Below are 23,598 nucleotides of genomic sequence, written 5' to 3' on the forward strand. Positions count from 1 at the left end.
GTTATGCCGCAACGGGGGGACCCTATGGCGAAGAAGAAAATTGTGATCATTGGCGGGGGCTATGTCGGGTTTGAAGTTGCCCGGGAACTGGACGCTTGCGCGGACGTCACCCTGATCGAGCAACGCGAAGCGTTCGTGCATCCGCCTGCAGCGATCCGCGCGCTGGTTGAACCCGCCTTGCTGGACCAGATCATCCTGCCATACGACAATCTGCTGCAATCGGGTAAGGTCGTGCGCGGGCGCGCCGTTTCGGTTTCTGAAACCGAGGTCACTTTGGAATCTGGAGCTGTCTTTCCGGCGGACTATATCCTGATCGCCACCGGATCATCCTATGCAGCGCCGTTCAAGCCGTCGGGTGACAGCATTGCGGATTTTCAGCAAGCGAGCAAAGACGTCAGCGCGCAACTGGCCAAGGCGAATTCAGTTGTGATCGTAGGGGCAGGCGCTGTCGGTACAGAGCTTGCGGGCGAAACAGCCTCGGCACATCCGGGTAAATCCATCACCCTGGTTTCGTCGGATGATACCTTGTTTCCCAAGTACCCAGCCAAGCTAGGCGCGCAGCTCAAAGGTAAGTTGGAACGGCTGGGCGTCACTGTCATTTTCGGCCAGAGGGCGCAGGATTTACGCCATTTGGATCGGCCCTACGAAGGATCCGTGAGCTTGACCGACGGTAGAGTGATTGCGGCAGATCTTGTATTTCCGGTGGTTGGATCGAAACCCCAATCGTCTTTGGTTCAAAGCCTTCCGGGCGTGTCGGCTGATGCATTGGGTAGGGTCAAAACCGACAAATGGTTGCGACCGTCAAGCTATCCGAATGTCTTCGTCGGCGGTGACATTGCCGACATTGGCGACGGAATGACAATCGTAGCAACGGCACGGCAGAATCCGTGGCTGATCAAAACGCTTAAGAAAGTAATCGAGGGCGCACCCGTCGAAAGTCTGAAACCCTACGCGCCCTGGAAAAAAGCACCAATTCTGGTGCCCCTTGGGCCGGTCATCGGAAGCAGCTGGCTTTTTGTGACAGTGGGTGACTGGATCACACGCAAGATAAAGGGGAAAGATATTTTCATTCCCAAATATCGAAAGGCTTTTGGGATTTCGAGCTCGGGAAAATAGTTCCTTCTGAGCATTGCGATTTGCCAACGTTCAGGCATCCCACTCGGATGATATCTGTGACATTCGTGTTGGCCTGCCTCTAGTCGTGTGCGAGGTTGCGACTGGCTTGTACCTGCTGAATATCTTTCGGCCATGTGGAACGGATATAAGCCAGAACATCCCATATGCCGTCATCAGTCAAAGTGCCTTCGAAACCCGGCATGCCACTGTTGAAATTCTTGACGCCGCGTGCGGCCAGTGTCTTTGCACCGCCGAATTTGGTGTAGTCAAACAAAAGCAGGCTATCATGGTGCCATGTGTGCCCGGTCACGTCATGTGGTGGCGCAGGCATCACACTGTCTTCACCCGGTGTTTGCCAGTTGGGTTGGCCTTCCAGGTTAACGCCGTGGCACGCGGCGCATTGATCTACGTAGAGCCTCTGTCCATTCGCCACGTCTCTGTCTGTCAACGTATGATCCGCGGCAACGCTGGAATAAATGCTGCATAGGACCAAAATAAATAAGTGCCTGGTCATCTCCACCCACCTCAATTCGGAAGCGTCAGAACGGTTGTTAGTGTCGCCGTAGTTGTCAGCACCGCCAGAACGATCAGCGCCTCAACTTCGATGGATCGGGCGAGGTGCTGCGCCGCCTTGGTATCTCCGTCCAGCATTGCCGGAACAAATCGAAGCTTGTTCGCGGCGGCTAGGATCAATAGCAGCCCTACAAATAGTACTTTGAGCAACAGGGCCTGCCCATAACCAGTGGAAATGAGCGCTCGGATATCGCCAACAAGCAACCAAGCCATCCAGAAACCTGCGACGATCAATGCGGGTACCATCAGTGCCGCAGCTTGGCCAAACCTATGCCCAAGTGCAGCAGCGTCTGCAATTTGCTCAGGTTGAAGAGCCATACTCCGCAGCGGGCTGAAGATGCCTACCCAGAAAGCTACACAGAGCAGGTGTGCTAGTAACAAGAGTTGGGTACCAAAATTCTCTAGATCCGATAGGTGCCCGATCTGTGCAAAGGACCACAGAGCCATCGTGCCACCCACAAGTGCGATCCCTAAACCAAAGCGCGGAACAGACAATCCGACAAGGATCATTGCTGCGCCTATCACTCGATAAACAAATACATCGCCTACGGATGTCTGCCAGAGTAATCCAAGCATCTCGGGGTCGACCAGCCCATCCGCTCCGCCCGTCAAGAGGGCTCCACGAAGCATGAACCCCAGTGCCGTCGCAATGAGAGCAAGCCATGCCAAGGCCATGGATTGGCGTTTCATCGCCAGGCTTATCGGTGTGACCAATCTGGAATAGAGACACTTAACGACCACAAGGCCAGTGGCCCCCGCAAAGCCGATATAGAGTGCTAGCTTTGCGAGGATTGCAGCAATTCCCCAGATGTCTGGCATGCTCATTCCACAGTAAAGGTAAACGCGCCCTGCATCGCATGACCGTCCTCACCTAAACCGCGCCACTCGATGACATAGGTGCCCGCGCCATTGCCTGGCAGTGGAATTTTGAACTTCTGAGCAAATCTTGCCTGGTCGCCCAAATCCAGTCGTACTGCCCCGTGTTCTTCGTGTGCCATCTCTATCCGCGTCAACCGGATGTCTTTCGAGAAATTGAGGCCAACTTCAGCAGGCACAGTCGTTACTGTGGTTCCGTCTGCAGGTGTTGTTTCTGTGACCTTGGAATGCGCCAGCGCAAAACTGGGGAGCGCAGCCAAGAGTATAAGCATTACAATCTTCTTCATGGGGCTATCCTCAATTTATTCCGTTGGCGCGCTGGATTTCACGAATGTAGGCGATCACCATAGCGACGTCACCTCGCGTCAAGCCGTCGACGGGCGGCATGTCTCCAAACTGCCAATGGTGACTTCTTACACCCTGTGAAACCGCCCTCTGAAACGCTTCATCAGCGTGGTGACTAGGTTCGTATATCTTGTGGATCAGTGGCGGTCCTGCGCCGTCAATTCCGACCGCATTGACACCGTGGCAAGTGGCACAGGAGGCATCAAAGACCCGCTGGCCGATTGCTGCATTGCCCTCAATAGGTGGCATCTGAATTGCGACTAGGTCGATTCTTGAAACTGTCGCCTGAGGGCTGGATTCTGCGATTGGGTCTGAACGAAAAACTATGAAAGCGGCAACAGCCGAGATGACGCAAGCGCCGATTAACACGTGACTTTTCTTCATGGGTTGAACCTGACTTTGTAGAAGCTGGAAGTGCTGCGGCACATCGCAAACAGCCGCAAGGGCCGGTCACTTAGGCGCGCGCGGATTTTGGCAGCTTCAAAGGTCAGGGGGTCTGTAGGGGCTATCTGGTTCAGTCAACTTGGATTGGGATCCAATCTGGAACTCTCGGTCAAGCTGATATTGATTCCACACGACTTGGCTGTTCTGCGAGATCAGTACGACGGCTTGGCAAAGCAAGGGGTTACACTCTCCGGCTCCAGCACTATCCGTGTCGTGCTGGCTGCTTTGGGCCGAGATGTCAGGGATACTTTTCACCGCGGCGGAGTGTCCTGCCGATTGCATATGGTCCCCGCAATGAAGCCCGACGCAGGCATGAGACTCGCTAACAAATCCGGCCAGAATGACCAGAAGACTCGTCAATAGCGCAAATGTGTATCGTCGGATGACCATGATTCCGGACGCTAATGCAGCGGAACACACAAGACAACGCCTGCAGCTTCATTATGCGCCGCGCCGTTCTAAAGGAAATTACAACGCTGATTTTCGTGATGGGGCATTCCCCGCTCTTGTCCGGCGCGCGATTCTCATCAAATGCAGAGAGACCGGGTCTATTTTGATTTCTATCAGTTGGGCCAAGCAACTGATTAGCGGCCAAACGGCAACACAGGTCGCAGCAGTGCCAACGCCGACGATCGGATAGTAGAGGAACTTACTCTGGGATTCAGTGGTCGCATCAATCTTCTGGAAGGTTAGTCACATCGTATATGCTTTGTGCATTGGCCGTTGGGCCGTTGTTCGATTTGTTGCATTTAAATCCGTCGAATAGTCGAGGTCTTCTCGCCACTCTCGCAGCAAATACTCCAAGTCGGAAATATGGTTTCCCAAGACCTTCTCATCGACGTGTGAGTTTGTGTATTGATCCAGATGTTGTAACTGCCCTTGCTGGCGAGAGCATCGGTCTGGCCAGCTACCGGCGATATTCTGGCGAAACTCATGTCTGACACGCTGCGGTGTCTGGCTGGGGTGGGCAGCGCTGGTTGCGAACGTAGCATCGCGCGCGGGTGGGGAATGTCTCTTTTGGGCCGACCTTATCTTTATTGGGAAAAGTTGGTCCTCAGTATATGCGCCGTTTCGTGACGTCGTTCATGGGCTTGCAAAGCTGATTGCCAGCGCTTCTACCGCGTCCCCGTAGGTTGGGTATAGACCGGCGCGTTGTTCAAAGGCGTAGGCCTGAAAATAGTCCCAAAATAAGGTCACTTCCGTTCCAAAATAGTCTTTGAGCAAAGGAGTATTGCAAAGGTCGGCGCGTAAACAAAATTCAACCTCGCTGAAAAATACAACTACTGTGTCGATCTGCGCTTCGATTTCTTTGAGTGTATCTGCATCGCCTGTTTTGAGATTTTCCAATAGGTTCGCCCCGATCTGCTTACGGGCCAGTTGCCGGGCTCGCTCGGGCAAGTCCGCGGGTACTTCGCCCGCAGCTTTGATTGCGGGGATCAGAACGTTGCCTAGTTGGGTGTATGTTTCGCGTGCACCGGTTTTCTGCCAGTCCGACATCAACTCGATGGAGCGCTCCTTTTTTGTGTCGAGGTAGCCCTGATAGAAGTTCAACGCCGAGACCCCGGCGGAGGCGGCAATAGCGATCAGTGACAAAAGGCGAAAGGTGCTTTCAATTCGTTCCCATGCGGTTTTAGGCGCGGGGGCCGTGTCGGCGGTGGCAATGCGGCGGCCAAGCGGGCCGTCGTCTCCTGGTTCGACATCCTCGTCCGCCTGTACAGGTTCAAGAACACCGGAAAGTTCGGCTGCGCCCGGGTCCAGATCATTGGAACGCGTACGCCTAATCGACCGTTTGTCAGTTGGAGCAGTCAACGCGGACCTCAAATGTCAGTGTTTTGTCCTTTTCGAATTGCGCGGTTTTGACCTCGCGCGCAAGACAATCAAGCGCCGGTTCGGGTATTAGAAACGCCTGGTCCAGCTGCACCGGCCCCCCTCCATCGGTTTGCACGTCAGGAAGCGCAGTTGCACTGCGATCTAAACCACATGCGGACAAATCAACAAGGTGCACCTCTGAGTTGTTCTGTGATGCCGCCAAGCGTTCGTCGTTCAGCCGCTTAAGATAGCATTTCGCGAGCAGTTCGTTCAAAGTGACCTTTTCGGCGCAAAACCCGCAATCCGCAAAAACCGGCGGTGCCACGAGGGCACACGCGATGCAAATAGAGGCCGCTGATGTCAGGTTCTTCATTGTGTGTGTCCACTCAGGAGTCTTGACAGACAAGGATAAGCGCGACTCAGTTGTTTTGTGAACCCGTTTTGAGGCGTGCGTATAAGATGAGTTCGGGTCGGTACTCAAAATGCATTCCATCGAAGTGGTGCCATTTGCCTCCCCAGATAAACCCAAAGCGTTCCATTTGCTGAACGAGCGCAACTGGGTATTGATTTTCGTAGGCCCCGGCGTTGCCTTCAGGAGCGCCTGACCAGCGCCAATAGCCGCCAAGCTGCGTGTTGAAGTCGACCGCGATACCAAAGCTGTGCGCGCTTAGCCGTGGCGTGCCAGCGATACGGCGCCAGTTAAAGCTTCCGCCGACTTGGGTGAAATATGGGTCAAAATCCTCACCACTGGCAGCCATCGCATCGAACGCAGCTTGTAATTGATGTGCAGCGCAGTGGTGGCTGTTCAAGGCAAAACGGGCGCGGCGCTCCGGCCCCTGGTATTCTGCGCGCCAGAGCCGGGCGGCAACCTGAGTTTCTGTTTGCCCATAAAGTGCGCGGAAGAAGGCGTCGTTGCGGGCGCGGCCTGGATCGAACCAGGGTGTGTCACGCGCCACGAGGTCAAAGGCCAGCGGATAAATCTGTGCGAACTGGTCGGTGATGGAGGCGTTCGCCAGCCGTTCCTTCGGCGGACCGTTATGAGCCGCGCCAAGTGGCAGCGTCTGGCCGCCCGTTGTCAGCGTTTTCGCTGCTTCGTCGACGGTCAGGCCGGGATATGCGGTCTCAAGTGCTGTGGCGATGGCGGACCGACCCTGCGGCAGTGGCATTGCCAAAAAATCGCGGGGGACGCAGCCATCTGCACGCGCAAAACTCGGCAAGAGTCCAAGCGCAAGAGAGACAGCGACTAGCCGCGATATCAGCATCCATTGGCCCTTTCGAGCGCTTGCAGACGCTGCACCTCGCCTTGTTCAGCTGCTGTCAAGCGCGGGTTTCGAGTGGTGCATTGGCTTGTGTCAAAGGCAGCCCGCGCACGCGTGGACTGAAAGCAGAAGCCGTTGTTATGAAAGATGAGGTTGCGCGAGTACCAAAGCTGTTCGCAGGTGCTGGGCGGCGAAGGCACTGGTGCCACGGCCCTTTCGGCGGGTTGGGTAGCGGCACTGAGCGTGTCGATCCGATCCTGAGCAGCGGCGGCATAGATGGGGCAGCCCGCGTGCATGGTCATGAACGCCTCCAGCGCGGAGGTGCTGGACGTGGTTTGTAGCACCTCCCAGTCAGCGCGTGCCGCGTCGCATGGGCTGATCTGAGGGGCAGTGGGTTGGGGCGTTGGAACAGTTACTGGGAGCGGGGCGGGGCCGCCGTGCTCAAAGGTAAATGTGCCCTGTAGCTGGTCGTAGTAAGCTGGGAACTGGTTGTGGTTCACACTGGCAGCCAGTTTACGCACGTCGGTTCGCACAAGGCGCACTAGCTCGTTCAGAGGTAGGCCGGGTGTGGTCATCCGCTCCAGCAGGGAGCGAGTGAAGACCGAGTTGGGGTTTGGGTCATTGTCCGACAGTCGGTCCAGCGCAGTCTGGCCTGTACCGGCAGAAAAGAGGACGAAGGCCCCTTCGGCCGGCTCCATTCGCGATAGCCCGCTCGAGCGGCCCACGGACCGGGTACCTTGGGTGGGGAATGGGTTGTCGCGGCAGGCATCGAGTATCATCAGTGCCACGCGCGCACCGCGGGACTGGATTACATCAAGGATCTGGTCAGCAGCGATGCTTTCGCCGGTCACAAAATCTTCTTCGCCCGGACGCACTTGGGGTACGTCGGTGGGCAGCAGGTAATTGCGACCTTCTACTTCGATGCCGTGCCCTGCAAAGTAGAACACGACCTCGTCGCCAGGACTGATCTGGCGAGAGAAATCTACAAGGCCGCGCCGCAGGTCCAGCCGCTCGGGGTCGATCAGTTCGGTGACCACAAATCCGAGTTCGCTCAGCGTGGCAGAGACGGCTCGAGCGTCATTGCCTGCCTTTTGCAGGTCGTTAATATTTTCATAGCTGTCGATCCCAATAACCATCGCCAGCCGTTCCTCGGCAGTGGCGAGCGAACCGCATAGCAGTGTGGCGGCGATCCACATAAATAAACGCAAAACGGTCTCCTTAACGTTTGTCGTACCGCTCTGAATTTAAGGCTAACGTGTGTGTGAGGTCGTGTCCAACTTCACCTAGAAAGCCGGGCGGAGCGTTGTCCACATTTTTGACAATGTCGACATCCAGAGAAATGGATGATGCAAATCTTTGCTTTCGCTGCTGCGCTGAAGTTGGATGTCCGCTCCGACGCGCAGAATCTCACTGGAACCAGCCAAGTTCCAGCCGTGCGGTGCCATTAATTTGGGGCAACGTAGTGGTTTGAGGGTGCCGGTGTTTCTGCTTCTTTGACCTGCGTTCAGACGCGCTTATTGAGAACTTTGAACCAAAGATATATTTTGACCGGATTGCGAACGAAAAGGAAAGTTCATGATCAGAACTACTGCACTGGCGCTCTTAGCTCTCCTCTCGGCAACCTCGGCATTCGCAACTGTCGGGCTGTATTGCGAGGCCCCTGATGGATCAGGCGCTGTATTTGATGTCGGATTGGGAACTGTCCCTGGTCTCGCAGTCGTAAGCGCGACCATTCACGCAGACGGCAAACACTGGAGCCTTACTGAAGTCGATGGTGCGATACCAATCATCGTGGCACAGGGGGCCGATGTCGATATGCGTACTGTAATCGACTTTGCCGATCCCGAATACAGTCGGATCGTTGCCTCGGTTCGATTGATAACCGCTGTCGAAGGAGACAAATCCGTCACTGTAGGCACGCTCACGATTCCGGAAATCGGTGCCTTCCCGCTGGTTTGCGAAGGGCCGTAGCCGTCCGATGTTGTGCAATGTACCGGGGCTAACTCGGCGGAAGCGGTCATCCCAAATTCTGCTTTGCTTGAATGTCTGAAATGGGCCGCGAGAGAGAGTAGTTTTAGATTGGAGGTGCTGCACGTTCTGTGACCAATTGTCTGGCTACGACTCTTTCGCGATGAATCATGTACAACCCTGCACTGATGATGATTGCAATACCAAGTAGGCTAAGCGTGTTCGGGAAGTCATTGAAGACAAGATAGCCGAACAGGGTCGCTACCGGCAGCTCAAAGTACTGCAAAGGTGCCAATGTGGCTGAAGGCGCGAACGAAAGCGCATAGGTCATCATCATGTGGCTCACCGTTGCAAAAAAACCAGCTCCCAACAGCCACAACAAAGCGATGTCTGTCGGCCAAACAGGATCGAACAGCTCCGAACCAGAGCCTTGCGCAAATATTAAGATTGGAATGGAAAACAGGCTGGCAATCAGGCCAGTGTGGAATTGCAGAGCCACGGGATGCATCCGACGTGACAATCCTCGCGTCACAAGAATGTAGAAAGCGAAAGCAACTGCCGTACCAAGCGGAATTATTGCAACCGCGCCGAAGGCCGCGAAACTGGGCTGGATGACGAACATTACCCCAACAAACCCGACAAGAGCTGCCCCGACACGACGCGGACCTACGTCTTCACCAAGGTAAAACTTACCAACCAACAAGACAATGAACGGGGCCACAAACACGATTGCCAACGCATCGGCGAGTGGCATCACACGGATGGCAGCAATGAAGCAAAAAGTTGCGAACAGCAAAAGTAATGAGCGGAATGCCAGTACGATCAATTTGCCTCGCGCTACATGCAACGACAGCCTCATTATCCAGACGAACGGGGCCATCAACACGCACTGCACTACAAAGCGAGCAGCCGTAATCTGCCCAACTGGTACGCTAGCCGACGCGAGTTTTGCAGCTACGTCCAGCAAAGGAGCGGTGAGGCAAAATCCAAGCATCAGTGCAACTCCTGCAAGGATGCGATCCGTAGATTGAGGTATGGAATCAGCCGAGGACATCTCATCTTGTAGAAACGTCGCTAAATGCGTGTCTGTTCTCTATGCGACGCAGAGCAAAAATCTCCCAACTCGCGAGTTGGGGGTGGATTAGAATTTGCGCAAGCAGCGAACAGCAGGTTCGATGAGCTGCGCAGCAGCAGATGGCCGGTTCAAAATTGGTCTACAAGCTCTTGATCTCGATTGCGGCTGCGATGGTAAAGACGTCTTCAAGCTCGACGCTCAGATGCCGAACCGTGCTTACCATCTTTGCATGACCCAAGAGCAACTGAATCGCCCGAAGATTTCCCGTCTTTTCTTGTAGAACTGCGCGACTTTGGTTCGGCGCATTGAAGGAGTTCCGTAGGCGCTGGCCTCGAAGCCAATGGGCTTCATCCAGTCCCGGACAATCCGCGCATACTGGCGTGTTGAGATGTGCAGGAAAACCAAGTGATAGACCCACGGTCACAGCCATTACTTTCTTTTCAAGGGAGACACATACAAAAAGCTGTAATTCCGACCCCTGTGAAGCTCTTTGTGATTGATCTGCTTGTTCGCGAATTCGAATTGGTTACTATTGTCGCATGACAAATTGGAAACCATCCCGAGATACGCTGAGTTCACCGCTGCATACGAGCCTTGCCACGATGATTGCAGGCGCGATCGAAGACGGCAGTTTGTCACCGGGACAGAAATTACCCACACACCGGAAACTGGCCGATGACCTGAGGTTGAGCGTTAATACCGTCAGCAAAGCTTACGACATTCTGCGTCGCCAAAACCTGATCGATGGTCAGATTGGGCGTGGCAGCTATGTTGTCGACACTGACAAAACCGACGGACAGCCATTCAAGTTGGAGTCAGAACCTCGAAACTTGTTCGACATGTCGATTTCGCGCCCCTTGTTTAATGGCCTGCATGTTGAGGCGATGCAATCTACGCTGAGGACTTTGCATGCCGGGCTCGACCCGGCCATATATCTTTCTACACGCCCGAATGTAGGCCACGAAACTCACCGAAAAACGGGAGTCAAATGGCTTTCACATTGCGGCCTTGAGACAAATGCAGATTCAGTCCTCATGACGAACGGGGTAACGCATGGAATGTCGGCAGCAATGTCTGCGATATTGCGTCCTGGCGACGTCATTCTGTCAGATATGGTCACGCATCACCTCTTGGTTTCGAGTGTCGCATATTTCGGATACCGACATGTTGGCCTTGAAACTGATGAGCACGGAATCCTGCCCGATGCATTGGAAAGGGCGTGCGTTGATAAGTCGCCTAAGGCATTGTATTTATTACCATCTCTTGCCAATCCTAATGTACATATGATGCCAGAGGAACGTCGGCGCCAAATTGCTGCAATCGCCCGCAAACATAGGCTGCATATTATTGAAAACGATGCGTTTGGTCCGGTCGCAGCGGATCGCCAGCCGCCTGTTTCGATGTTCGCACCAGAACTGTCGGTCTACCTGACAACGTTCACCAAATGCACGGTCAGCGGGTTGCGTGCGGGTTATGCCGTTGCTCCGGACCATTTGCTTCCTGCATTGACAGCGAGACTGATTGTATTTGGTTGGATGGCAACGCCGCTGATCTGCGAACTTGCCTCACGCTGGGTGGAAGATGGCACAGCACAAGCGCTGGCGGATTGGCAGCGCGCGGAAATTGTCAAGCGGTATCATATAGCAACGCAAGAGCTTGCTGGTTTTAAATGGACGGGCCATCCGGCCAGTTTGCATCTTTGGTTGCAGCTCCCTCCAGATTGGGATTCCAACAGTTTTGTCGCCCATGCCCGCGAACTAAATGTTGCGGTGTCCCCCGAAAGCCCATTCCTTTCTCCCAAGGCTACCGCAACAAATGCAGTGCGCATTTCGGTGGGAAGCATTCGCGAAATCGAACGTTTTCGCCAAGCTCTGAAGCTTCTGGCCGGTTTACTTTTGCGCCCACGCGAGCCTTTGCCGCAATTCGCTTATTAGAATGTAGCGCAACAATATAATAATTGACTCGCAGTACAATCTTCGGGATGTGGTGGAACATCACTAACAAAGAAGGTGATATCTGGGAGGATATGATGACCAAGACTGCACGTTTTGCCCTGCGCGTCTGCGCACCCCTTGCTGCTGCATTGCTAACCTCAACTGCCGCTTATGCGGACAATTGGCGCTATGCTATGGAAGAGGGGCTGACAGATCCGCAAGGCCTGTACGCCACCAAGTTCAAAGAGGAAATCGAAGCCAACTCGGATCACACAGTCCAGATTTATCCTGTGGGTACGCTTGGTGAATCGGCCGACGCCATGGAGCAGGCCCAGGCTGGATTGCTGCAGTTCATTGATCAATCTCCAGGTTTCACCGGTGCGTTGATCCCAGAGGCCGAAGCCTTTCTGGTGCCATATATCCAGCCGACGGACCCTCAAGTCGTGCGCAAGTTTTTCAAAGAAGGCGTCGCTGTGAACGAGATGTTCCACGACATCTATCGCGAACAGGGACTGGAATTGTTGTCGGTGTTCCCGGAAGGTGAAATGGTGGTCACTACAATGGAGGAATTTCGGACACCTGCCGATTTGGAAGGTATGAAAATTCGGACCATGACCTCACCATTGCTTTTGGAGACTTACACGGCCTTTGGCGCTTCCCCGATTGCTATGCCTTGGGGCGAGCTGATCGGCGGACTGAAAACTAAAATGGTTGACGGGCAAGAAAACCCGGCAATTTGGATCGAGGCCTATGATCTGGATAACCTGACTAATGTGATGACCTATACCGGACATGGTCAGTACACGACTGCTGTGATGGCAAATGCAGAGTTTTACGACGCGCTAAGCGATACGGACAAAGAACTTGTTCAGAATGCGTCGCAAGTCGCACTCGATTATATTCTTGATGTTGCCGTCGAACTGGATGCAACCGGTCTGGCAAAAATTCAGGAGAGCAATCCGGGTTACACAATAAACCGGCTAACCGAGGAAGAGCGTGCACCCTTTAAAGAACGTGCAAAAGCGGTCGAAGCAGCCTTTGTCGAAAGAGCGGGCGAACGTGGCGCTGCCATCCTCGAGCAAATGAAGAAGGATCTAGCGGCTGCGCAGCAGTAGCGCTTTGCCACAGGCATCCATCACGTTTGCGATGTGTTCATCTGAAAAATCGGTGCAGGCCCAGAACCATAGTTCGGGCCTGCAATTTGGAAATAGTAAACCGGCGATCAGCCTATATTGCGAATGTTCGGGGGGAATATGAGCGAAACGACGCAGAAAAAGTCGGGCCTTGCCGGAATTGTTGATGGCATTGACAAGGGGATCGCTGCGCTTGAGCGGGTGATCATGGCCACAGGCGTCATTCTGATGGCAGTCAACACCATCGCAAATGTCATCAGCCGGTTTGTTTTCAACCACTCCATTATATTCGCCGAAGAGTTGAACAGTATATTCATATTGTTGGTGACATTTGCTGGTATCGGCTACGCCGCGCGCCATGGTCGGCATATCCGCATGTCCGCCATCTCAGACGCGTTACCCGAACGGGTCAGAAAAATCTTGATGGTTGTAGTCACGGGAGTCACCGCTGTGCTGTTGCTGCTCTTGGCGTGGTACGCTGTGCAATACATCATCAGCATGTACGCCAAGGGGCGGGTCTATCCTGCCCTCGGATTCCCTGTTTATCTCAGCTACATCTGGGTGCCGATTGGGCTGTTTGTGACCGGGGTTCAATACGCGCTCACTTTCATCAAAAATCTTCAGGAACCTGAAATCTACCTGTCAACTGATCTGCGAGAAGCAGATGCGCGGGAACTGGAAGTGGAGCTTTAACCATGGCACTCTTGATGTTTTCCGCAATGGTTGTCCTGCTGCTTATGGGTTTCCCGATGATGGTACCCCTCATTGCCGGCGCGTTCATCGGCGTGATCGAGTTGTTTGGCACAATCGACAAAACCGAGTTTATGATTCAGCAAATGTTGGGTGGTATCCGGCCCTCTTCATTGATCGCCGTGCCTATGTTCATTCTGGCAGCGGATATCATGACACGTGGCCAGTCCGCAGGGCGGCTGATTGATATGGTCATGGCCTTTGTTCGCCATGTTCGAGGGGGGTTGGCCGTCAGTACAGCTGCGGCTTGCGCATTGTTCGGTGCCGTGTCCGGGTCCACCCAAGCCACGGTCGTTGCGGTGGGAACGCCACTCAGGCCCCGAATGCTGAAAGGTGGCTACAAGGATTCTTTCATTTTGGCCCTGATCGTCAACTCAAGTGACATCGCGTTCCTGATCCCGCCCAGTATTGGGATGATCATCTACGGTGTAGTTGCCAAGGCCTCCATCCCTGAACTGTTCATCGCGGGCATAGGGCCCGGATTGTTAATCCTGTTCATGTTCTCGGTCTACAGTATGATCTACGCCAAAATAAATGACGTCCCCACTGAACCGGCCGCCACATGGTGCGAACGCGCGGCAGCGGTGAAACGGGCCTTGTGGCCGCTGGGTTTCCCGGTTCTGATCATCGGCGGCATCTTCTTCGGCGTTTTCAGCCCGACCGAAGCCGCAGCAATCAGCGTGGCCTATGCGGTGTTGCTGGAAGTCTTCATTTTCAAAACAATGAAAATCACCGGCCTATACCAGGTCGCCCTGTCAACGGGCATGGTAACGGCGGTAGTTTTTATTTTGGTGGGTGCAGGTGCTGCCTTTGCCTGGGTTCTGTCATTCGCGCAGATACCGCAACAGATATTGGGCGCTCTTGGCATTGATGAAATGGGGCAGATCGGCGTCCTATTCACAATTGCGATTGCGTTCTTCATCGGCTGTATGTTCGTGGATCCCATCGTGGTCATCTTGATCTTTGTTCCGATCTTTGCGCCCGTGGTCGAGAAAACCGGGCTGGACCCAATTCTGGTCGGCACTTTGATCACATTGCAGGCCGCCATCGGCTCGGCCACCCCGCCGTTCGGATGCGATATCTTCACAGCGGTTGCGGTGTTCAAACGTCCCTATCTGGAAGTAATCAGAGGAACGCCGCCTTTCGTGATCATGCTTTTGAGTGTCTCGGTCTTGATGATCTTCTTCCCGCAGGTGGCACTGTTTTTGCGCGACATCGCCTTTAACAAATAAAAGGAGCGACAAATGTTCAAATCAATACTCGCTGCTTTCGACGGGTCTGAAGGATCAGAGGCCGCCCTTCGCAAAGCCGCTGAATTGGCTAAGTTGTGTGATGCGGAAATGTTGGTACTGACGCTCTACCGTCATCATTCGATACTGGAAGGATCGATGTATGTCATCGATGCAGAAAAGCCCGATGATATTGACGGGATCATGCGCGATCACGCAAAGGAAACTGCTGAACGCGGCGCGTCCATTGCGCACGAGGCAGGGTGCGAGAGCATCCGGGCCTTTGTCAAAGGCGGGCCAACGGCGCGGACTATCGTCAGCTTTTCCAAAGAACATGAGAATGACCTGATCGTCATGGGCAGCCGGGGATTGGGATCGATTGAGGGCTATTTGCTGGGCAGCGTCTCTCACAAAGTGACCAGCCTTGCGCAATGCCCGGTTCTGGTGGTGTGAGGATGGCAATGGCTTTGGATATACAATCTTCGACCTCGTCTGTGGCTCTCGCGCTGGATGCTCGCCCTGTCACACATCGTATCGGGTTGGTCACGCTGGCCACGGATCATACGACGGAAACTGACTTCGCACGCATTCTGCAAGGGCATGATGTGGGCGTATATGTAAACCGGATCGGGTTTGAAAACCCAACCACACATGAAAGCCTTTTGAAGACAGGGCCGCTGCTGACCGATGCCGCAGCAGAGATCCTGCCTGGCGAGGCGCTAGATGTATTGGTCTATGGATGCACGGCAGCTTCGGTAGTTTTGGGGAACGACAAAGTGGCCGAGCACATGAACAGCGCAAAGCCGGGCACGCCATGCGTCACACCCAGCTCGGCAGCCTTTGATGCATTTGAGGCTTTGGGGGTAAAAAAAGTAAGCGTTCTTACGCCCTATACGCAGGATGTGACGGATTCTCTGGTCACCTATTTCTCGCAACACGGCCTCGACGTGGTGAACGCTGTTTGCTTTGGATTGTCCGATGATCGCGACATGGCGCGCGTCTCAATGGACAGCGTTATCGAAGGTGGTGTTGCTGCGTGCGATCCCGATGCTGATGCGCTTTTTATTTCCTGTACGGCGGTGCGTGCCGCCCCATGTGTCGCACAATTGGAGGCCCGGCTTGGCAAACCGGTTGTTACCTCCAATCAGGCGATGGTTTGGCGCTGCATGAGGCATCTTGGGATTACTTCGGATTATCCCGCGGGCGGTATGTTGTTCAGTAAATAGGAAAAAAGTCAGGACAAGAGATGAGCTCTGAAATCACACTTCAGGATAGTTTTGCTGCGCGCGCGCGGATCGCACAGTCGATCCGGGTCACGCCGACGGTGTCGTCAGACACGCTCAGCAAAGCCACGGGGGGCGAAATTCACCTGAAATTAGAACAAGGCCAGATCACAGGCAGTTTCAAGCTGCGGGGGGCAACCAATGCTGTGTTGTCGCTCAGTGATGCGCAGCGCGCCAAGGGCGTGGTCGGCGTCTCGACCGGCAATCACGGGCGTGGGCTGGCCTATGCGGCGAAACAGGCCGGGGTGCGCTGCATCATCTGCATGTCGGAACTGGTGCCGCAAAACAAGGTGGACGGCATCAAGGCGCAAGGCGCAGAGGTGCGCATTGTCGGGCGTTCTCAGGATGACGCACAGGTAGAAGTTGACAGGCTGGTCGCCGATGGGATGGTCATGCTTCCCCCGTTTGATCATCGCGATATCATTGCCGGGCAAAGCACCGTTGCACTGGAAATGCTGGAACAATCCCCGGATCTTGAAACGGTTCTGGTGCCGCTGTCGGGCGGCGGGCTGATTTCCGGCGTCGGGATGGTGATGAAGGCGGTTAATCCGCAGGTCCGCGTTATCGGAATTTCGATGGAGCGCGGGGCGGCTATGTATGAAAGCCAGAAGGCGGGGAAACCGGTTCTGGTCGAAGAACTGTCGACACTGGCCGACTCGCTGGGCGGTGGGGTTGGATTGGACAACCAGCACACTTTTGCCATGACTCGTGCCTTTGTTGATGATCTGATTCTTGTGACCGAGACCGAGATTGCTGCTGCCATCCGCCACGCCTATTGGCAGGAACGTCAGATCATTGAAGGGTCCGGCAGTGTCGGCATTGCCGCGCTTCTGGCGGGAAAAATCAAAGACCCAGGTAGGTGCGTCGCGCTGATCTCGGGGCAAAACATCGACATGCAGCTGCATCACCGGATCATTTCCGGCGAAGATGTAGATGTGACGGCGGAGGGCTAAAATGGCGCAGATTAAAATTCTGACAGAAGCCGAATTGCGCGATCTGGTGCCGCTCGATATCGATGCAGTGGACTGCATCGAACAGGGTTTTTCGACACTGGCCGGGGGCAAAGTGGTCATGCCGCCAATCATGACACTGATGGTTCCAGATCATAACGGTGAGGTATGTGTAAAGTCAGCCTATGTCCCGGGCATCGACAGCTTTGCCATGAAGATGAGTCCCGGCTTTTTCGATAATCCCAAGCTGGGCCTGCCCAGCACATCAGGCTTGATGGTGCTATTCTCAAGCACCACTGGCGTCCTGGAAGCTTTGCTTCTGGATAATGGTTATCTCACGGATGTGCGCACCGCCGCTGCAGGAGCGGTATCTGCGCGCCACCTTGCGCGCGAGGACGCGACACGCGCGTGTATCATCGGTGCTGGTGTGCAGGCGAAGCTACAACTTAAGGCGCTGACCCTTGTGCGCGGCATCGAAAGCGCTGTGATCTGGGCGCGGGATGCGGCCAAGGCCGAAACCTTGGCTTCCAGCCTTCGCGAAGAACTTGGGGTCGACGTCACGGCCAGCACTGATAGGGCAGGTGCCGTGTCCTCGGCAGATATCATCGTCACGACAACCCCTTCGGACATTCCGCTGATCAAAGCGGACTGGCTGCAACCGGGGCAGCTTGTCATTGCGATGGGTTCGGATCAGGAACACAAGGTCGAGCTTGACCCGGGTTGTCTTGCCAAGGCAACGCTCTATGTGCCCGACAGCCAAGCCCAATGCGCCCTCAAAGGCGAGCTGCGCAGCGCCATTGCGGTAGGCATTTTCCCGGCTGATGGCAGGTTTGCTGAACTGGGTGATATCACCTCCGACAAGGCGCCGGGGCGACAATCCGACAGTGACATCATTATTGCTGACCTGACAGGTACGGGTGTCCAAGACACCGCCATTGCCACGCTTGCTCGCCAGCGCGCGGAAAACTCAGGCAAAGGCACCACGTTTTCAAGCTAACAACGGATTAATTCTATGCCAGAACCAAAACTCCACTTCTCACGCGATGAGTTCAGCCAGCGCATTGCAAAAACCCGCGCCGCCATGGCCGAACGTGGGCTTGACCTTCTGATCGTGACGGACCCTTCGAACATGAACTGGTTGACCGGCTATGACGGTTGGTCTTTTTACGTGCATCAATGCGTAGTGCTGAGTCTCACTGGCGAGCCGGTCTGGTACGGCCGTGGACAAGATGCCAATGGCGCGCTTCGCACCTGCTTTATGGATCCCGCCAATATCATCGGTTACCCGGACCATTATGTACAATCCACCGAACGTCACCCGATGGATTACCTGTCGGCACAGCTGGCCGATCGTAAGCTGGATAAGGGCCATATCGGCGTTGAGATGGACAACTACTGGTTCACAGCTGCGGCCTTTGCCGCGCTACAGCACCACATGCCAAATGCCAAATTTTCCGATGCGACTGCGTTGGTCAACTGGCAGCGCGCGGTAAAATCTGAAACCGAGCTGGAATACATGCGCCAAGCAGGCCGCATTGTGGGCCGTATGCATGAACGTATCTTTGAAAAGGTCGAGCCGGGCATCCGCAAATGCGATCTGGTGGCCGAAATCTATGATGCGGCCTTACGCTATGACGCACAGATCGGTGCGGGCGGAGACTATCCTGCGCTGGTGCCACTTTTGCCCTCAGGCGCGGATGCCTCAGCCCCGCATTTGACATGGGACGATCAGCCAATGAAATCCGGCGAAGGCACGTTTTTCGAGATCGCAGGTGTCGTCAAACGCTACCACTGCCCGTTGTCGCGCACGGTCTTCCTTGGAAAGCCCACGCAAACATTCCTCGACGCTGAAAAGGCTGTGCTTGAGGGCATGGAGGCCGGGCTGGAGGCTGCAAAAGAGGGCAACCTCTGCGAGGATGTCGCCATTGCCTTCTTCAGCGTGCTAAAGAAATACGGGATCACCAAAGATAACCGCACCGGTTACCCGATCGGTGTCAGCTACCCGCCTGACTGGGGCGAGCGGACCTTCTCGCTTCGCCCTGGCGACAAGACGGTTCTGCAGGAGAACATGACCCTGCACTTCATGACCGGCCTCTGGATGGAGGATTGGGGTTTTGAGATTACTGAAAGCATCCGCATCACCAGAACCGGCCATGAGTGCCTGGCCAACGTGCCCCGCAAAATGGTTGTGAAGGACTGAGTAATGACACCCAACCCAATTTCCCCGACGATCCCGCTGGATAGCGATGGTATCCACCACGGTTTCCTACGGCTGCCTTACAGCCGGGATGACAGTGCATGGGGGTCAATTATGATCCCGCTAACGGTTATCAAAAACGGAGATGGGCCTACGGCTTTGCTGACCGGCGCCAACCATGGCGATGAATATGAAGGGCCCGTGGCGTTGCAAGAACTGACGGTTACGCTAAAGCCCGAGGACATCACTGGACGTGTGATCATCGTGCCTGCCTTTAATTATCCCGCTTATCGCGCCGGGTTACGCACGTCCCCCATCGACAAAGGCAATATGAACCGTGCTTTTCCGGGCCGGCCAGATGGCACCCCAACCGAAAAGATTGCCGACTATTTCCAGCGCGTTCTTTTGCCAATGACCGATATTGCGGTGGATTTTCACTCGGGCGGAAAAACGCTGGATTTCGTGCCCTTCGCGGCGGCCCATATCCTTGAAGATAAAGCCAATGAAACGGCCTGTTTCGCCGCGATGGCCGCCTTTAATGCCCCCTATTCGGTGCAGCTACTGGAGATCGACAATATCGGAATGTACGACACCGCGGTCGAAGATATGGGTAAGGTTCTGGTTTCAACAGAATTGGGCGGTGGTGGCTCTGCAACAGCCAAGTCGATTGCTGTTGCAAAAAAGGGCCTGCGCAATGTGCTGATCCATGCAGGAATTCTGAAGGGCGAGATGCAGATTGATCCAACCGTGCGCCTGGATATGCCCGATGGTAACTGCTTCGTGTTCTCGGAAAACGATGGCCTCTACGAGCCGATGGTTGATCTTGGTGAACAGGTCAACCAAGGCGATGTTGTGGCCCGCGTTTGGCCCGTTGATCGCACCGGGATTGCCCCGATTGAATACCGTGCCAAAGTTACGGGCCTTTTGATCAGTCGCCACTTTCCCGGTCTCATCAAAGCGGGCGATTGCGCGGCGGTGATCGGGTTGAACGTTGGATAACTTTATTCCCCGGAGGTGAGACCATGCGGCTCGACGCCCGCGATCTGGATATTCTACGGGTGCTTTCAACCGACGGGCGCATCACAAAAACGGCTTTGGCCGACCGCGTTGGCCTGTCGCCCACCCCCTGCTGGGAGCGGCTGAAAAAGTTGGAAAAAGCCGGGTTGATCAAGCGATATAGAGCCGAGATCAACCTGCGCAAACTTGGGCCACATGTAACTGTCTTTGTTGCGGCCGAACTGTCCGATCATACCGCCGCCAGCTTTCAGGCTTTTGAGGCCGCAATGCAACGCTATGAAGAAGTGTTGGCCTGCTGGGCGCTTGGCGGAGGATTTGATTACATCCTGCAAATCGTGACGCGCGATATCGATGCCTATCAACGCCTGATTGATGAAATGCTCAATGCTGACATAGGTCTGGAAAAATATTTTACCTATATTGTCACCAAACCAGTGAAGGGTCAGGGCGTTCCGCCGATTTCCCTCATTGCTGGATGGCAGGAGTAACCCTCTGCTTGAGAGATGGTTGGCAGCAGAATACTCTGCTTTGGGCCCGAAATTTGGTCTCATCCTTTGCCTGTAATGCCCGACATTGTCGGGCATCGAGGGAGAGGTATCCATGAAAGACACTGCACTTTCTGCGCGCGATGATATTGCTGACAAATCTTTGGCGCGCAGTTTTTCCTATGTGAATGGTAAATGGTGTGCAGCTTCGTCGGGTTACACCATCCGCGTCACCGATCCGGCAACTGGCGATGTTATCGGTGAGGCCGCCAGCCTTTCGGCAGAGGAATCCTCTGCCGCCGTGGATGCGGCACAAGCTGCCTTTCCGACCTGGTCGGGCCTCTTGCCACAAGACCGATCCGCCATTCTGCGCCGTTGGTTCGACCTGATGCTGCACCACAAAGAAGATCTGGCACGGATCATGGTACTGGAACAGGGCAAGCCCCTGTCCGAGGCGCGCGGTGAAATTGATTATGCTGCGTCTTTTGTAGAATTCTACGCCGAAGAGGCCAAGCGACCCAATATTGAAGGCGTCACCAGCCATCTGCCCGATGCTGAGGTCGAGGTTTGGCTAGAGCCGGTCGGGGTGGTGGCAATGATCACACCGTGGAATTTCCCTGCTGCCATGCTGACCCGCAAAGCAGCAGCAGCCATGGCAGTGGGATGTACGGTTGTGGCTCACCCCTCAGTTGAAACCCCGTTTTCGGCCCTCGCGTTGGCTGAACTGGCGGAAAAGGCGGGTATTCCGGCGGGCGTGTTCAACGTGGTCACCGGCCAGGCCTCGACCGTGGTCGAACCTTGGACGAAAGACACCCGTGTTCGGGCACTCTCGTTTACAGGCTCCACCGAAATCGGACGGTTACTTTACCGTCAGTCCGCCGACACAGTGAAAAAACTTGTAATGGAACTAGGCGGGCATGCACCTGTGATTGTGTTCAAAGGGGCCGATCTTGAAATTGCGGTTTCTGAAACGATCAAGGCCAAATTCGCCACATCCGGGCAGGACTGCCTTGGCGCCAATCGGATATTTGTGGAGCGCTCAATTTACGACGCATTCTGCTCGCAGTTTACCGAAGCGACCCGCAGGCTGTCCCTTGGCATCGGTATGGACGACCCCGACATCGGCCCTCTGATGAATGAAAAGGCGGTTCAAAAGCAGGAAGAACATGTCGCCGATGCGCTGGCCAAGGGGGCCAAACTGGCGTGCGGAGGTGCAAGGGATCCTCTCGGCCCGCTGTTTTATCAGCCCACGGTTCTGACCGACGTGCCCGCCGATGCCGTGCTTATGTCAGAGGAAACATTTGGCCCTGTGGCGGCCATTGCGCCCTTTGATACCGAAGAAGAGGTGATCGCCCGGGCCAATGACACCGAATACGGTCTGGTTGCGTATCTGCACAGCCATGACCCACGCCGTATTTACCGCGTATCTCGTGCATTGCAATTTGGCATGGTGGCGGTGAATCGCACCAAGGTCACCGGCGCGCCGATCCCCTTTGGCGGCACCAAACAATCCGGTCTGGGCCGTGAAGGGGCAAGACGGGGAATGGAAGAGTTTACCGAAATCAAATATGTCTGCCGCGACTGGGCATGAGGAGTGAAAAGATGCTGAAGAACGATCAACTTGACCAATGGGACCGCGAGAACTTTTTCCATCCCTCCACTCATCTGGCCCAGCACGCGCGGGGCGAAACAGCGACCCGTGTGATCAAAACCGCAAGCGGGGTCCATATCGAAGACCGTGATGGTACCAAATTGCTGGACGCCTTTGCAGGACTTTATTGCGTGAATGTGGGCTATGGCCGTCAGGAAATTGCCGAAGCGATTGCGGATCAAGCCCGCGAGTTGGCCTATTATCATTCCTACGTAGGCCACGGCACAGAAGCCTCCATCACCCTGTCCAAGATGATCCTTGATCGCGCGCCTTCGAATATGTCCAAGGTCTATTTCGGCCTGGGTGGTTCAGATGCAAATGAAACCAACGTCAAATTAATATGGTATTACAACAATATCCTGGGTCGCCCCGAAAAGAAAAAGATCATCTCGCGCTGGCGCGGGTATCATGGCTCGGGCCTTGTCACCGGGTCGCTGACTGGGCTGGAACTATTCCACAAAAAGTTCGATCTGCCGCTCACGCAGGTGGTTCATACCGAAGCGCCCTATTATTTCCGCCGCGATAATCTGGACCAAAGCGAAGCCGAATTCGTCGCGCATTGCGTGACTGAACTGGAGGCGCTGATTGAACGTGAAGGCGCTGATACAATCGCCGCGTTTATTGGCGAGCCGGTGTTGGGAACCGGCGGTATCGTGCCCCCGCCGGAAGGCTACTGGGCCGCCATCCAGACCGTATTGCGCAAGCATGACATCCTGTTGGTTGCCGATGAGGTTGTGACCGGGTTTGGCCGCCTGGGCAGCATGTTCGGCTCTGAGCATTACGGCTTGGAATCCGATATCATCACCATCGCCAAAGGCCTCACCTCGGCCTACGCGCCGCTGTCAGGTTCGATTGTTTCGGAAAAAGTGTGGAAGGTGCTGGAACAGGGCACAGATGAAAACGGCGCCATCGGCCACGGCTGGACCTATTCGGCACACCCGATCGGGGCCGCGGCCGGTGTGGCAAACCTCAAATTGATTGATGATCTGAACCTGATCGAAAACGCAGGCAACATCGGCGCTTATCTGAAACAGTCGATGAAGGATGCACTGTCAGCACACGCCAATGTCGGCGATGTGCGCGGCGAAGGAATGTTGTGCGCGGTCGAGTTCGTGAAGGATAAAGATAGCCGTACCTTCTTTGACTCCGCGGACAAGATCGGCCCGCAAGTCTCAGCCGCTCTTTTGGCACAGGATAAGGTCATCGCACGCGCTATGCCGCAAGGCGACATCTTGGGCTTCGCGCCACCGTTTTGCCTGAGTCGTGAAGAAGCTGATACCGTCGTCGCGGCAACTCTGCGCGCGGTTACAGCAGTATTGGGCTAGGGGATGTCTGTCTCGCCCATCCTTGGCTGAGTTGACAGCGGTAAACATTACCGCATCAAACTCTGGGGTGGGCGCAGCACTCAATTGAGACCGCTTTGATTTGGCAATATTGCCTGGATCGGGCCGCAATTCCAAGATTCCTTACTACAAGGCCCAATCCGGTCAAAGCGGCCTGGATT

Annotated in this window: 24 protein-coding genes and 1 pseudogene; 15 read left to right on the plus strand and 10 right to left on the minus strand. The window is 55.0% G+C overall.

What is annotated here, in order from left to right; translation table 11 throughout:
- Positions 1 to 24: 24 nt before the first annotated feature.
- The gene (locus tag AC2FIP_RS12600) at positions 25 to 1,116 is read left to right on the plus strand and encodes an NAD(P)/FAD-dependent oxidoreductase (protein WP_496786669.1); all 1,092 of its coding nucleotides are present in this window, start codon (positions 25 to 27) and stop codon (positions 1,114 to 1,116) included.
- A 79-nt stretch (positions 1,117 to 1,195) separates the two neighbouring features.
- On the opposite strand, the gene AC2FIP_RS12605 is transcribed toward AC2FIP_RS12600, so the two are convergent.
- From AC2FIP_RS12605 to AC2FIP_RS12640, 8 genes are all read right to left on the minus strand, one after another.
- Entirely contained in the window at positions 1,196 to 1,564 is a 369-nt protein-coding gene (locus AC2FIP_RS12605) for a c-type cytochrome (RefSeq protein ID WP_496786670.1), read from the minus strand.
- A 77-nt stretch (positions 1,565 to 1,641) separates the two neighbouring features.
- Positions 1,642 to 2,508: a CopD family protein gene (locus AC2FIP_RS12610; RefSeq protein WP_496786671.1), complete on the minus strand. Its 867-nt coding sequence runs from the start codon at positions 2,506 to 2,508 to the stop codon at positions 1,642 to 1,644.
- Positions 2,509 to 2,510: 2 nt separating this feature from the next.
- Positions 2,511 to 2,852: a copper resistance CopC family protein gene (locus AC2FIP_RS12615; protein ID WP_281973150.1), complete on the minus strand. Its 342-nt coding sequence runs from the start codon at positions 2,850 to 2,852 to the stop codon at positions 2,511 to 2,513.
- A 10-nt stretch (positions 2,853 to 2,862) separates the two neighbouring features.
- Positions 2,863 to 3,294, minus strand: a complete 432-nt coding sequence (locus tag AC2FIP_RS12620) for a c-type cytochrome (RefSeq protein WP_496786672.1) — start codon at positions 3,292 to 3,294, stop codon at positions 2,863 to 2,865.
- 1,143 nt (positions 3,295 to 4,437) lie between these two features.
- Positions 4,438 to 5,163, minus strand: a complete 726-nt coding sequence (locus tag AC2FIP_RS12625; RefSeq protein ID WP_496701225.1) for a hypothetical protein — start codon at positions 5,161 to 5,163, stop codon at positions 4,438 to 4,440.
- Positions 5,147 to 5,536 (minus strand): hypothetical protein, encoded by a 390-nt coding sequence (locus AC2FIP_RS12630; RefSeq protein ID WP_496786674.1) that lies wholly within the window; start codon positions 5,534 to 5,536, stop codon positions 5,147 to 5,149. The genes AC2FIP_RS12625 and AC2FIP_RS12630 overlap by 17 nt, the downstream gene beginning before the upstream one ends.
- Positions 5,537 to 5,582: 46 nt before the next feature.
- Complete coding sequence (locus AC2FIP_RS12635; protein ID WP_496786675.1) at positions 5,583 to 6,329, minus strand: M15 family metallopeptidase; 747 nt, start codon at positions 6,327 to 6,329, stop codon at positions 5,583 to 5,585.
- A gap of 89 nt (positions 6,330 to 6,418) precedes the next feature.
- Positions 6,419 to 7,630: a caspase family protein gene (locus tag AC2FIP_RS12640; RefSeq protein ID WP_496786677.1), complete on the minus strand. Its 1,212-nt coding sequence runs from the start codon at positions 7,628 to 7,630 to the stop codon at positions 6,419 to 6,421.
- A gap of 367 nt (positions 7,631 to 7,997) precedes the next feature.
- Between AC2FIP_RS12640 and AC2FIP_RS12645 the strand changes: the two genes are divergently transcribed.
- Positions 7,998 to 8,393, plus strand: a complete 396-nt coding sequence (locus tag AC2FIP_RS12645) for a hypothetical protein (RefSeq protein ID WP_496701220.1) — start codon at positions 7,998 to 8,000, stop codon at positions 8,391 to 8,393.
- Between the two features lie 103 nt (positions 8,394 to 8,496).
- Here the strand turns inward: AC2FIP_RS12645 and AC2FIP_RS12650 are convergent, their stop codons facing one another.
- Entirely contained in the window at positions 8,497 to 9,444 is a 948-nt protein-coding gene (locus AC2FIP_RS12650; protein ID WP_496786678.1) for a DMT family transporter, read from the minus strand.
- A gap of 160 nt (positions 9,445 to 9,604) precedes the next feature.
- Positions 9,605 to 9,861 (minus strand): annotated as a pseudogene (locus AC2FIP_RS12655) (site-specific integrase); the annotation flags it as partial.
- A 143-nt stretch (positions 9,862 to 10,004) separates the two neighbouring features.
- On the opposite strand from AC2FIP_RS12655, the gene ehuR reads away from it, so the two are divergent.
- The 13 genes from ehuR to AC2FIP_RS12720 all read left to right on the plus strand — a co-directional run bounded on the left by ehuR (position 10,005) and on the right by AC2FIP_RS12720 (position 23,419).
- A complete protein-coding gene (gene ehuR, locus AC2FIP_RS12660) occupies positions 10,005 to 11,399 on the plus strand; it encodes a MocR-like ectoine utilization transcription factor EhuR (protein ID WP_496786680.1) in 1,395 nt (464 codons plus the stop codon).
- A gap of 95 nt (positions 11,400 to 11,494) precedes the next feature.
- Positions 11,495 to 12,514: a TRAP transporter substrate-binding protein DctP gene (gene dctP / locus AC2FIP_RS12665; protein WP_496786681.1), complete on the plus strand. Its 1,020-nt coding sequence runs from the start codon at positions 11,495 to 11,497 to the stop codon at positions 12,512 to 12,514.
- Between the two features lie 138 nt (positions 12,515 to 12,652).
- A complete protein-coding gene (locus AC2FIP_RS12670; protein ID WP_142637854.1) occupies positions 12,653 to 13,225 on the plus strand; it encodes a TRAP transporter small permease in 573 nt (190 codons plus the stop codon).
- Positions 13,226 to 13,227: 2 nt separating this feature from the next.
- Entirely contained in the window at positions 13,228 to 14,514 is a 1,287-nt protein-coding gene (locus AC2FIP_RS12675; RefSeq protein ID WP_282027707.1) for a TRAP transporter large permease, read from the plus strand.
- A gap of 12 nt (positions 14,515 to 14,526) precedes the next feature.
- Positions 14,527 to 14,964, plus strand: a complete 438-nt coding sequence (locus tag AC2FIP_RS12680) for a universal stress protein (RefSeq protein ID WP_496701214.1) — start codon at positions 14,527 to 14,529, stop codon at positions 14,962 to 14,964.
- Between the two features lie 8 nt (positions 14,965 to 14,972).
- Positions 14,973 to 15,737 (plus strand): ectoine utilization protein EutA, encoded by a 765-nt coding sequence (gene eutA / locus AC2FIP_RS12685; RefSeq protein WP_496786682.1) that lies wholly within the window; start codon positions 14,973 to 14,975, stop codon positions 15,735 to 15,737.
- A 20-nt stretch (positions 15,738 to 15,757) separates the two neighbouring features.
- On the plus strand, positions 15,758 to 16,747 hold the full coding sequence (eutB, locus tag AC2FIP_RS12690; RefSeq protein WP_496786684.1) for a hydroxyectoine utilization dehydratase EutB: 990 nt from the start codon (positions 15,758 to 15,760) through the stop codon (positions 16,745 to 16,747).
- 1 nt (position 16,748) lies between these two features.
- Positions 16,749 to 17,741: an ectoine utilization protein EutC gene (eutC, locus tag AC2FIP_RS12695; RefSeq protein WP_496786685.1), complete on the plus strand. Its 993-nt coding sequence runs from the start codon at positions 16,749 to 16,751 to the stop codon at positions 17,739 to 17,741.
- Between the two features lie 15 nt (positions 17,742 to 17,756).
- On the plus strand, positions 17,757 to 18,944 hold the full coding sequence (gene doeA, locus AC2FIP_RS12700; RefSeq protein ID WP_496689993.1) for an ectoine hydrolase DoeA: 1,188 nt from the start codon (positions 17,757 to 17,759) through the stop codon (positions 18,942 to 18,944).
- Between the two features lie 3 nt (positions 18,945 to 18,947).
- Positions 18,948 to 19,940, plus strand: coding sequence for a N(2)-acetyl-L-2,4-diaminobutanoate deacetylase DoeB (gene doeB, locus AC2FIP_RS12705; RefSeq protein ID WP_496696764.1), 993 nt, complete (start codon positions 18,948 to 18,950; stop codon positions 19,938 to 19,940).
- A 23-nt stretch (positions 19,941 to 19,963) separates the two neighbouring features.
- On the plus strand, positions 19,964 to 20,446 hold the full coding sequence (locus AC2FIP_RS12710) for an Lrp/AsnC family transcriptional regulator (protein ID WP_142637871.1): 483 nt from the start codon (positions 19,964 to 19,966) through the stop codon (positions 20,444 to 20,446).
- A gap of 112 nt (positions 20,447 to 20,558) precedes the next feature.
- Complete coding sequence (locus tag AC2FIP_RS12715; RefSeq protein ID WP_496786687.1) at positions 20,559 to 22,034, plus strand: NAD-dependent succinate-semialdehyde dehydrogenase; 1,476 nt, start codon at positions 20,559 to 20,561, stop codon at positions 22,032 to 22,034.
- An 11-nt stretch (positions 22,035 to 22,045) separates the two neighbouring features.
- Positions 22,046 to 23,419: an aspartate aminotransferase family protein gene (locus AC2FIP_RS12720; RefSeq protein WP_496786689.1), complete on the plus strand. Its 1,374-nt coding sequence runs from the start codon at positions 22,046 to 22,048 to the stop codon at positions 23,417 to 23,419.
- Positions 23,420 to 23,598: the final 179 nt, after the last annotated feature.

The sequence above is a fragment of the Ruegeria sp. CDSB114 genome (genome assembly GCF_059611025.1).

Excerpts from the sequence above, each read along its gene's own strand:
- AC2FIP_RS12680 (WP_496701214.1), top strand. The coding sequence starts at position 14,527 with ATGTTCAAATCAATACTCGCTGCTTTCGACGGGTCTGAAGGATCAGAG.
- AC2FIP_RS12650 (WP_496786678.1), bottom strand. The coding sequence starts at position 9,444 with ATGTCCTCGGCTGATTCCATACCTCAATCTACGGATCGCATCCTTGCA.
- eutA (WP_496786682.1), top strand. The coding sequence starts at position 14,973 with ATGGCTTTGGATATACAATCTTCGACCTCGTCTGTGGCTCTCGCGCTG.
- eutC (WP_496786685.1), top strand. The coding sequence starts at position 16,749 with ATGGCGCAGATTAAAATTCTGACAGAAGCCGAATTGCGCGATCTGGTG.
- doeA (WP_496689993.1), top strand. The coding sequence starts at position 17,757 with ATGCCAGAACCAAAACTCCACTTCTCACGCGATGAGTTCAGCCAGCGC.
- AC2FIP_RS12675 (WP_282027707.1), top strand. The coding sequence starts at position 13,228 with ATGGCACTCTTGATGTTTTCCGCAATGGTTGTCCTGCTGCTTATGGGT.
- AC2FIP_RS12670 (WP_142637854.1), top strand. The coding sequence starts at position 12,653 with ATGAGCGAAACGACGCAGAAAAAGTCGGGCCTTGCCGGAATTGTTGAT.
- AC2FIP_RS12720 (WP_496786689.1), top strand. The coding sequence starts at position 22,046 with ATGCTGAAGAACGATCAACTTGACCAATGGGACCGCGAGAACTTTTTC.
- AC2FIP_RS12645 (WP_496701220.1), top strand. The coding sequence starts at position 7,998 with ATGATCAGAACTACTGCACTGGCGCTCTTAGCTCTCCTCTCGGCAACC.
- ehuR (WP_496786680.1), top strand. The coding sequence starts at position 10,005 with ATGACAAATTGGAAACCATCCCGAGATACGCTGAGTTCACCGCTGCAT.
- eutB (WP_496786684.1), top strand. The coding sequence starts at position 15,758 with ATGAGCTCTGAAATCACACTTCAGGATAGTTTTGCTGCGCGCGCGCGG.
- AC2FIP_RS12710 (WP_142637871.1), top strand. The coding sequence starts at position 19,964 with ATGCGGCTCGACGCCCGCGATCTGGATATTCTACGGGTGCTTTCAACC.
- AC2FIP_RS12715 (WP_496786687.1), top strand. The coding sequence starts at position 20,559 with ATGAAAGACACTGCACTTTCTGCGCGCGATGATATTGCTGACAAATCT.
- AC2FIP_RS12600 (WP_496786669.1), top strand. The coding sequence starts at position 25 with ATGGCGAAGAAGAAAATTGTGATCATTGGCGGGGGCTATGTCGGGTTT.
- dctP (WP_496786681.1), top strand. The coding sequence starts at position 11,495 with ATGACCAAGACTGCACGTTTTGCCCTGCGCGTCTGCGCACCCCTTGCT.
- AC2FIP_RS12635 (WP_496786675.1), bottom strand. The coding sequence starts at position 6,329 with ATGCCACTGCCGCAGGGTCGGTCCGCCATCGCCACAGCACTTGAGACC.
- AC2FIP_RS12620 (WP_496786672.1), bottom strand. The coding sequence starts at position 3,294 with ATGAAGAAAAGTCACGTGTTAATCGGCGCTTGCGTCATCTCGGCTGTT.
- AC2FIP_RS12630 (WP_496786674.1), bottom strand. The coding sequence starts at position 5,536 with ATGAAGAACCTGACATCAGCGGCCTCTATTTGCATCGCGTGTGCCCTC.
- doeB (WP_496696764.1), top strand. The coding sequence starts at position 18,948 with ATGACACCCAACCCAATTTCCCCGACGATCCCGCTGGATAGCGATGGT.
- AC2FIP_RS12610 (WP_496786671.1), bottom strand. The coding sequence starts at position 2,508 with ATGCCAGACATCTGGGGAATTGCTGCAATCCTCGCAAAGCTAGCACTC.
- AC2FIP_RS12615 (WP_281973150.1), bottom strand. The coding sequence starts at position 2,852 with ATGAAGAAGATTGTAATGCTTATACTCTTGGCTGCGCTCCCCAGTTTT.